This is a genomic window from Streptomyces sp. NTH33 (assembly GCF_003236365.1).
Taxonomy (GTDB): domain Bacteria; phylum Actinomycetota; class Actinomycetes; order Streptomycetales; family Streptomycetaceae; genus Streptomyces.
On sequence record NZ_POTZ01000291.1, the window covers coordinates 1 to 9,152 of the forward strand.

General features: G+C 71.4%; 8 protein-coding genes. All 8 read left to right on the forward strand.

The features are described from left to right. The first annotated feature begins 261 nt into the window (after nucleotides 1-261). Nucleotides 262-1,191, forward strand: coding sequence for a homoserine kinase (gene thrB, locus C1I97_RS24475; RefSeq protein WP_111005339.1), 930 nt, complete (start codon nucleotides 262-264; stop codon nucleotides 1,189-1,191). Nucleotides 1,192-1,607: 416 nt separating this feature from the next. Beyond that, nucleotides 1,608-3,722, forward strand: coding sequence for a transcription termination factor Rho (gene rho, locus C1I97_RS24480; RefSeq protein WP_111005340.1), 2,115 nt, complete (start codon nucleotides 1,608-1,610; stop codon nucleotides 3,720-3,722). A gap of 213 nt (nucleotides 3,723-3,935) precedes the next feature. Continuing rightward, on the forward strand, nucleotides 3,936-5,075 hold the full coding sequence (locus tag C1I97_RS24485) for an LCP family protein (protein WP_111005341.1): 1,140 nt from the start codon (nucleotides 3,936-3,938) through the stop codon (nucleotides 5,073-5,075). Nucleotides 5,076-5,370: 295 nt separating this feature from the next. Then, a complete protein-coding gene (rpmE, locus tag C1I97_RS24490) occupies nucleotides 5,371-5,595 on the forward strand; it encodes a 50S ribosomal protein L31 (protein ID WP_100568051.1) in 225 nt (74 codons plus the stop codon). A gap of 128 nt (nucleotides 5,596-5,723) precedes the next feature. Beyond that, complete coding sequence (gene prfA / locus C1I97_RS24495) at nucleotides 5,724-6,791, forward strand: peptide chain release factor 1 (protein WP_111005342.1); 1,068 nt, start codon at nucleotides 5,724-5,726, stop codon at nucleotides 6,789-6,791. Nucleotides 6,792-6,891: 100 nt separating this feature from the next. Beyond that, the gene (gene prmC / locus C1I97_RS24500; RefSeq protein ID WP_111005343.1) at nucleotides 6,892-7,731 is read left to right on the forward strand and encodes a peptide chain release factor N(5)-glutamine methyltransferase; all 840 of its coding nucleotides are present in this window, start codon (nucleotides 6,892-6,894) and stop codon (nucleotides 7,729-7,731) included. A gap of 64 nt (nucleotides 7,732-7,795) precedes the next feature. Continuing rightward, nucleotides 7,796-8,443 carry an L-threonylcarbamoyladenylate synthase gene (locus tag C1I97_RS24505; protein WP_111005344.1) on the forward strand — a complete coding sequence of 216 codons (648 nt, stop codon included), beginning with the start codon at nucleotides 7,796-7,798 and terminating at the stop codon, nucleotides 8,441-8,443. Nucleotides 8,444-8,495: 52 nt separating this feature from the next. Then, nucleotides 8,496-9,113, forward strand: a complete 618-nt coding sequence (locus tag C1I97_RS24510; RefSeq protein WP_111005345.1) for an arsenate reductase/protein-tyrosine-phosphatase family protein — start codon at nucleotides 8,496-8,498, stop codon at nucleotides 9,111-9,113. Nucleotides 9,114-9,152: the final 39 nt, after the last annotated feature.

Here is a 9,152-nt window from a genome sequence, read left to right on the forward strand (position 1 = left end):
CCCCCCGGCACGCCCCCTTCCCAGGGCCTCCCTTGGGAGGGGGTTGCACAGGGGGCTTGCGACACGCATCGTGCGCCTCCCGTGCGCCCTATGTCGCCACTGAACCTTCCTTCGATAGGCTGTAGGGAACCCGCCCGCTGCATATGCCCTCGCATACGGCGCGGCGCCGCGCCGTCTCCGCGGCCCGAGGGTCCTCGTCCTCATCGAATGTCCACCGAAGCTCATTCGACCATCACGCAGCTCAAGGAGAGTCAACGAGCGATGGCCGGTCCAGCGTTCCGCGCCGCCGCCGTCCGGGTGCGCGTTCCCGCCACCAGCGCCAACCTCGGCCCGGGCTTCGACGCCCTCGGCCTCGCGCTGGGGCTCTACGACGACGTCGTGGTCCGGGTGGCCGACTCCGGGCTGCACATCGACATCGCCGGTGAGGGCAGCGAGACGCTGCCGCGTGACGAGAAGCACCTGCTCGTCCGCTCGCTGCGCACCGCCTTCGACGTCCTCGGCGGACAGCCGCGCGGACTGGAGATCGTCTGCGCCAACCGCATCCCGCACGGCCGCGGTCTCGGCTCCTCCTCCGCCGCCATCTGCGCCGGCATCGTCGCCGCCCGCGCCGTGACCATAGGCGCCGAGGCCAGGCTCGACGACACGGCGCTGCTCGAGCTGGCCACCGAGATCGAGGGCCACCCGGACAACGTGGCGGCCTGTCTGCTGGGCGGGTTCACCCTGTCCTGGATGGAGGCCGGCGCCGCCCGCGCCATCAGGATGGAGCCCTCCGATTCCATCGTTCCGGTGGTTTTCGTGCCCGCGAAGCCGGTACTCACCGAAACCGCCCGCGGTCTGCTCCCGCGCACCGTGCCGCACGTCGACGCCGCCGTCAACGCGGGCCGCGCCGCCCTGCTCGTCGAAGCCCTCACCCGGCGCCCCGAGCTGCTGCTTCCGGCCACCGAGGACCGCCTCCACCAGGAGTACCGCGCCCCCGCCATGCCGGAGAGCGCCGCCCTCGTGGAGCGGCTGCGGGCCGACGGCATCCCCGCGGTCATCTCCGGCGCCGGACCCACCGTCATGGCGCTGGCCGACGCGGACACCGCCGGCAAGGTGGAACAACTGGCGGGCGCCGACTGGGCCGCCAACCGGCTGAGTCTCGATCTGCAAGGAGCCTGCGTACTGCCGCTCGCCGCAGGTGCGGAGAGCTGAAAGTCGGTGATTGCCGGATTTCGAGAGGGGGAATGTTTGTTGGATCCGGTAGTGTTAACCTCAAGTCTGCACCCGACCGCACCATGGCGAGGTGCTTCGTGTCCCCGTCCGGGACAGACATCCCTCCGGGAGCCCCCCGAACCGCACTGCGTGGTGTACGTCGTACCTGGGCAGTACGCCGTACGCGCACACTGAGCGGTCCACCGGGCACGCTCCGGAATCGGCGCGACCACGTCACGTGACACAGCGACACTCGGTGCCACGTAACGTCGAGGAAGCGCCAATCACCAGAAATTCTTCCGCCGCTGAGGCGGATTACCGCCCCGGCACGGTCCCCACACAAGGACCGAAGCCGGACAGCACAACCGGTCGCCGAGCCAAGACAGGCCGACGTCCGCTCCAGGGAAGGACCCTTCGTGAGCGACACCACCGATCTGATGGGCGCACGTGTCGAGGAGACAGCTGCCGCGCCCGCCACGGACGCCTCCGCGCCTGCCACGGGTGCCGGCTCCCGGCGTCGCCGCGGTACCGGCCTCGAGGGCATGGTGCTGGCCGAGCTGCAGCAGGTCGCGTCCGGCCTCGGTATCAGGGGCACCGCGCGCATGCGCAAGAGCCAGCTGATCGAGGTCATCAAGGAGGCGCAGGCGGCGGGGGGCGCCCCCGCCGCGAAGGCCGCTCCTGCCGCGGAGGAAGCCACCGAGAGCAAGCCGAAGCGCCGCGCCACCTCCCGGACCCGTACGGGCGAGGAGGCCGCGCCCGCCCAGAAGGCGGAGGCGAAGGCGGCCGGGGCCCCTGCCGAGAAGGCGGACAAGGCCGACAAGGCCGTGGCCCAGCAGCAGATCGAGATTCCCGGCCAGCCGGCTGGGGGCGCCGCCCGCGCGAGCGAAGCCGAGCGTGGGGGAGAGGACGTTCCCGCCGAGCGCCGCCGCCGCCGGGCCACCGCCGAGGCGGGCGCCCCGGCGAGCAGCGCCGAGACGGTCGCCGCCGAGGCGAAGAGCGAGCCGAGGGCCGAGACTCCCGCACAGCCGCAGCAGCAGGACCAGCAGGCCCAGGGTCAGCAGCAGGGCGAGGCGGCCAAGGGCGACGCCGGTGACGGCGGCGACGGCCGCCGCCGCGACCGTCGTGACCGCGACCGCGACCGCGACCGTGACCGCGACCGTGACCGCGACCGCGGCCGGGACCGCGACCGCCGCGGCAAGGGCGACGACCAGCAGAACCAGGGCGGTCAGCAGCGCCAGCAGCAGAACCAGCAGCAGGGCGGCGGCCGCCAGGACCGTCACCAGGACGACGACGACTTCGACGGCGGCCGCCGTGGCCGCCGCGGCCGCTACCGCGACCGCCGTGGCCGCCGTGGCCGCGACGACGTCTCCGAGCCGCAGCTCACCGAGGACGACGTCCTGATCCCGGTCGCGGGCATCCTGGACATCCTCGACAACTACGCCTTCATCCGCACGTCCGGCTACCTGCCGGGCCCGAACGACGTGTACGTCTCCCTCGCCCAGGTCCGCAAGAACGGCCTGCGCAAGGGCGACCACGTCACCGGTGCGGTCCGCCAGCCGAAGGAGGGCGAGCGCCGCGAGAAGTTCAACGCGCTGGTGCGCCTGGACTCCGTCAACGGCATGGCGCCCGAACACGGCCGCGGGCGGCCGGAGTTCAACAAGCTGACGCCGCTGTACCCGCAGGACCGGCTCCGTCTGGAGACCGACCCGGGCGTCCTGACCACCCGGATCATCGACCTGGTCTCGCCCATCGGCAAGGGCCAGCGCGGTCTGATCGTGGCCCCGCCGAAGACCGGCAAGACCATGATCATGCAGGCGGTCGCCAACGCGATCACGCACAACAACCCCGAGTGCCACCTGATGGTCGTCCTCGTCGACGAGCGTCCGGAAGAGGTCACCGACATGCAGCGGTCGGTCAAGGGCGAGGTCATCTCCTCGACCTTCGACCGCCCGGCCGAGGACCACACCACGGTCGCCGAGCTCGCCATCGAGCGCGCCAAGCGCCTGGTGGAGCTGGGCCACGACGTGGTCGTCCTGCTGGACTCCATCACCCGTCTGGGCCGCGCGTACAACCTCGCCGCCCCGGCCTCCGGCCGCATCCTGTCCGGTGGTGTGGACTCCACGGCCCTGTACCCGCCGAAGCGCTTCTTCGGCGCCGCCCGCAACATCGAGGACGGCGGCTCGCTGACCATCCTCGCCACCGCCCTGGTGGACACCGGGTCCCGCATGGACGAGGTGATCTTCGAGGAGTTCAAGGGCACCGGCAACATGGAGCTCAAGCTCGACCGGAAGCTCGCCGACAAGCGCATCTTCCCGGCGGTCGACGTCGACGCGTCCGGTACGCGCAAGGAGGAGATCCTCCTCGGCGCCGAGGAGCTCAGCATCGTCTGGAAGCTGCGCCGGGTGCTGCACGCGCTCGACCAGCAGCAGGCGATCGAGCTGCTCCTCGACAAGATGAAGCAGACCAAGTCGAACATCGAGTTCCTGATGCAGATCCAGAAGACGACCCCGGCGCCGGGCAACGGCGACTGAGGCAGGCGCATCAGCCGAAAGGGCCGCCCCCCGTGCCACGGGGGGCGGCCCTTTCGCGTGCTCGGTGAGTCCCGCGCCGCAGAGCGTTGTGCAACCTTTTCCCGGTTTCCCCCGTCTGACGGTAAGAGTGACGATGGTCAGGTATGGGCTCGTCGACCGGGCCTGACCCCGGGAACATGGGGTAGCCGACCGGATACGAGACCTGAGGAGCGCATGTCCGCCGAGAGCACGCCGGGCCCCGGCATACCGGAGGAGACCGGCAACACGAGCCCCCGCCGCCGTGCCAAGGGCCGCCGCCGCAAGCCCCGTACCGGGCGGCGCAAGGCCCTGACGGTCATGGCCTGGACCGCCGCGGGGATCGTCGTGCTCGGCGGCACCGGCGTCGGCTACCTCTACTTCAAGCTCAACGGCAACCTGAAGACGGTCGACATCAACCAGGTCCTCGGCAGTGACCGGCCCGCCAGGGCCGACAACGGCTCCGAGAACATCCTGGTCCTCGGCTCCGACACCCGCTCCGGCGGCAACAGGAGGCTGGGCGGCGGCACCGACGACGGCAGCGCACGCTCCGACACGGCGATGATCGTGCACGTGTACGAGGGTCACAGGAAGGCCGGCGTCGTCTCCCTGCCCCGCGACACCCTCGTCGACCGCCCCGAGTGCACCGACGCCGAGGGCGGTACACATCCCGCGGCCCACGGCGTGATGTTCAACGAGTCGTACTCCACCGGCGGTGCCGCCTGCGCCGTGAGGACCGTCGAGTCGATGACCGGCCTCCGCATGGACCACTACCTGGAGGTCGACTTCAGAGGCTTCCAGAGACTCGTCGACGAACTCGGCGGCGTCCCGGTCACCACGACGAAGAACATCGACGACCCGGAGAGCCACCTGCACCTCAAGGCCGGCACGCACACGCTCGACGGCCGGCAGGCCCTCGGCCTGGTCCGCACCCGGCACGGCGTCGGCGACGGCTCCGACCTCGGCCGCATCCAGCTCCAGCAGGCCTTCGTCAGGGCGCTGGCCGACCAGGTCAAGCAGGCCGGCCTCTTCACCGACCCGAAGAGGCTCTACGACCTCGGCAACACCGCCACCAAGTCCGTCACCACCGACTCCGACCTCGGCTCGGTCAACGCCCTGATCTCCTTCGCCGACAGCCTCAAGGGCATCGACTCCTCCGGCATGACCATGATCACCATGCCGGTCCGGTACGACCCGGCGAACCGCAACCGGGTCATCGTGGAGAAGGCCAAGGCCGAACAGGTCTGGACGGCCCTGAAGAACGACCGGCCGATCCCCAGGGCGGCCACCAAGGGAACGGCCACCGGCGAGGCCAGGGGAGTGGTGAGCGCCCCCTGAGGGGCGCGGGGCTGTATCGATATGCGGCTCCTCCCCCAAGCTCTTGACGAGCAGGGGGGACCCCCATCGTGGGCGCGACGAGCCACAAGCAACCCGCACTCGCCCACGGCGAAACCGCGGCACCCCCATGGGCGCGGTCCCGTCCCGCCCCGCGGGGACCCGCAGGGAATACACGACCGAACCCCTCGGTTTGGGGAGATGGCCCCAGTCCTGGCAGACTGGACCGTCGGCTCCGGTTCACGCACCGCATCCCGCGGCTGCGACCCGGCGCCCTCCAGGAACAGTAGGAGACACCTTGAAGCGCGACATTCACCCCGCGTACGTCGAGACGCAGGTCAGCTGCACCTGCGGCGCGTCGTTCACGACCCGCAGCACGATCGAGTCCGGCACCGTCCGGGCCGAGGTCTGCTCCGAGTGCCACCCGTTCTACACGGGCAAGCAGAAGATCCTCGACACCGGTGGCCGTGTGGCCCGCTTCGAGGCCCGCTTCGGCAAGGCTGCCGCCGGCTCCAAGAAGTAGCGAGCCCCTTTTCGCCGGTCCATGGCCGCACCCCTGCCGAGGGGTGCGCCGGGACCGGCGTTTTTGGTCGCCCGCCTTCCCCCACCCCGTAGCACACGCAGCACAGCAGGCAGTACAGGAGCCGAAAGATGTTCGAGGCCGTCGAGGAACTCGTCGCCGAGCACGCCGACCTGGAGAAGAAGCTCGCCGACCCGTCGGTCCACTCCGACCAGGCAGGCGCGCGCAGGCTCAACAAGCGCTACGCCGAGCTCACCCCGATCGTCGCCACGTACCGCTCCTGGCGGCAGGTCGGCGACGACATCGAGACCGCGCGCGAACTGGCCGTCGACGACCCCGACTTCGCGGCCGAGCTCAAGGACCTGGAACAGCAGCGCGAGGAGCTGACCGAGAAGCTGCGCCTCCTGCTCGTCCCGCGCGACCCCAGTGACGACAAGGACGTCATCCTCGAGATCAAGGCCGGCGCCGGCGGTGACGAGTCGGCGCTCTTCGCCGGCGACCTGCTGCGCATGTACCTGCGCTACGCCGAGCGGGCCGGCTGGAAGACCGAGATCATCGACGCCACCGAGTCCGAGCTGGGCGGCTACAAGGACGTCCAGGTCGCGGTGAAGGCCCGCGGGCAGATCGAGCCCGGCCAGGGCGTGTGGGCCCGGCTGAAGTACGAGGGCGGGGTGCACCGCGTGCAGCGGGTGCCCGCCACCGAGTCCCAGGGCCGTATCCACACCTCCGCCGCCGGTGTGCTGGTCACGCCGGAGGCCGAGGAGGTCGACGTCGAGATCAACCCCAACGACCTGCGCATCGACGTCTACCGGTCCTCGGGCCCGGGCGGGCAGTCCGTCAACACCACCGACTCCGCCGTGCGCATCACGCACATCCCGTCCGGAGTCGTCGCCTCCTGCCAGAACGAGAAGAGCCAGCTGCAGAACAAGGAGCAGGCACTGCGTATCCTGCGCTCCAGGCTGCTCGCCATGGCACAGGAGGAGGCGGAGAAGGAGGCCGCCGACGCCCGCCGCAGCCAGGTCCGCACCGTCGACCGCTCCGAGAAGATCCGCACCTACAACTTCCCGGAGAACCGCATCTCGGACCACCGCGTCGGCTTCAAGGCCTACAACCTGGACCAGGTCCTGGACGGCGACCTGAACGCGGTGATCCAGGCCTGCGTCGACGCGGACTCGGCGGCCAAGCTCGCGGCCGCGTGAGGCACGCGGGCGCAGGACACAGCACGTAGGACGACGTACGAGTACCGGAGGACCAGCGGTGCAGCAAGGAATCGGGGGGCGGCCCCCCAGCCCCCGCAGCGTGCTGCTCGCCGAGGTGGCCCAGGCCACGCAGCGGCTGGCCGACGCCGGCGTGCCCTCACCGCGCACCGACGCGGAGGAGCTCGCGGCGTTCGTGCACGGCGTCAAGCGGGGCGAGCTGCACTCCGTGAAGGACGCCGACTTCGACGCCCGGTACTGGGAGGTCATCGCCCGCCGCGAGCAGCGCGAGCCGCTGCAGCACATCACCGGGCGGGCCTACTTCCGCTACCTGGAGCTCCAGGTCGGCCCCGGCGTGTTCGTGCCCCGGCCCGAGACCGAGTCCGTGGTCGGCTGGGCGATAGACACCGTACGCGCCATGGACGTCGTCGAGCCGTGCATCGTCGACCTGTGCACCGGCTCGGGCGCCATCGCGCTCGCCCTCGCCCAGGAGGTGCCGCGCTCCCGCGTGCACGCCGTGGAGCTGAGCGAGGACGCGCTGGAATGGGCCCGCAAGAACGTCGAGGGCTCCAGGGTCGACCTGCGCCAGGGCGACGCCCTGACCGCGTTCCCCGACCTCGACGGCCAGGTCGACCTCGTCATCTCCAACCCGCCGTACATCCCGCTCACCGAATGGGAGTACGTCGCTCTGGAGGCCCGCGACTACGACCCGGAGATGGCGTTGTTCTCCGGGGAGGACGGCCTCGACCTGATCCGCGGCCTCGAACGCACCGCGCACCGGCTGCTGCGGCCCGGCGGAGTCGTCGTCGTCGAGCACGCCGACACCCAGGGCGGCCAGGTGCCGTGGATCTTCACCGAGGAGCGGGGCTGGGCCGACGCCGCCGACCACCCCGACCTCAACAACCGGCCGCGGTTCGCCACCGCCCGCAAGGCGCTGCCGTGACGCCCGCGCAGCCCACCACCAGGACTTCGACCCAGCAGTACGCGTACGAGGAGGCCCGCTGACCATGGCACGGCGATACGACACCAACGACGCCACCGACCGCGCGACGGGCCTGCGCGAAGCCGCGTCCGCCGTCCGCCGGGGCGAGCTCGTGGTGCTGCCCACCGACACCGTCTACGGCATCGGCGCCGACGCCTTCTCCTCCGAGGCCGTGGCCGACCTGCTCGCCGCCAAGGGCCGGGGGCGCAACATGCCCACCCCCGTCCTCATCGGCTCCCCGAACACCCTGCACGGCCTGGTCACCGACTTCTCCGAGATGGCCTGGGAGCTCGTGGACGCCTTCTGGCCGGGCGCGCTGACGCTGGTCGCCCGGCACCAGCCGTCCCTGCAGTGGGACCTGGGGGACACCCGGGGCACGGTCGCCGTGCGGATGCCGCTGCACCCGGTCGCCATCGAACTGCTCACCGAGACCGGCCCGATGGCCGTCTCCTCGGCGAACCTGACCGGCCACCCCGCGCCGGAGACCTGCGACGCCGCGCAGGACATGCTCGGCGACTCCGTCTCCGTCTACCTCGACGGCGGCCCGACCCCCGGCAACGTGCCGTCCTCCATCGTCGACGTCACCAGCAGGGTGCCCGTGCTGCTGCGCGAGGGCGCCCTGTCGCCGGAGGAGCTGCGGAAGGTCGTACCCGACCTCGAGGTGGCGAATTGACGGCGCCCGAATCCCCCGAGCTCTCGACTGCGCTCGGGCAGGGGGGACCCCCATGCGCGGCATAGGCGACACCTTCCGCATCCTCCACGTCAGCACCGGCAACGTGTGCCGCTCGCCCATCACCGAGCGGCTGACCCGGCACTTCCTGGCGGACCGGCTCGGCGGCCCGCTCCCCGGCGGTGGGCTGATCGTGGAGAGCGCGGGCACCTGGGGCCACGAGGGCGCGCCGATGGAGGCCAACGCGGAGACCGTGCTGGCCGACTTCGGCGCGGACGCCTCCGGCTTCGTGGGCCGCGAGCTGCTGGACGAGCACGTGATCATGGCCGACCTCGTGCTGACCGCCACCCGTGACCACCGCGCCCAGGTCATCTCCATGGGCCACTCGGCGGGTCTGCGCACCTTCACCCTCAAGGAGTTCACCCGCCTGGTGCGGGCGATAGACCCGGCCACGCTGCCTCCCCTGGAGGACGGCGTGGTCGAACGCGCCCGTGCCCTGGTCCGCGCCGCCGCCGCCCTGCGCGGGTGGCTCCTGGCCCCCACGGCCGAGGCGGACGAGGTCCACGACCCCTACGGCGCCCCCCTGCCCTTCTTCCGCTCGATCGGCGACGAGATACACCAGGCGCTGGATCCGGTGGTGACGGCGCTGACGGGGGTGGCCACGCGGGCCTGAGCGCGGGGGGACCCCACGGAAGCACCAGGTCTGTCTCTT

Excerpts from the sequence above, each read along its gene's own strand:
- thrB (WP_111005339.1), top strand. The coding sequence starts at position 262 with ATGGCCGGTCCAGCGTTCCGCGCCGCCGCCGTCCGGGTGCGCGTTCCC.
- C1I97_RS24485 (WP_111005341.1), top strand. The coding sequence starts at position 3,936 with ATGTCCGCCGAGAGCACGCCGGGCCCCGGCATACCGGAGGAGACCGGC.
- prfA (WP_111005342.1), top strand. The coding sequence starts at position 5,724 with ATGTTCGAGGCCGTCGAGGAACTCGTCGCCGAGCACGCCGACCTGGAG.
- C1I97_RS24505 (WP_111005344.1), top strand. The coding sequence starts at position 7,796 with ATGGCACGGCGATACGACACCAACGACGCCACCGACCGCGCGACGGGC.
- C1I97_RS24510 (WP_111005345.1), top strand. The coding sequence starts at position 8,496 with ATGCGCGGCATAGGCGACACCTTCCGCATCCTCCACGTCAGCACCGGC.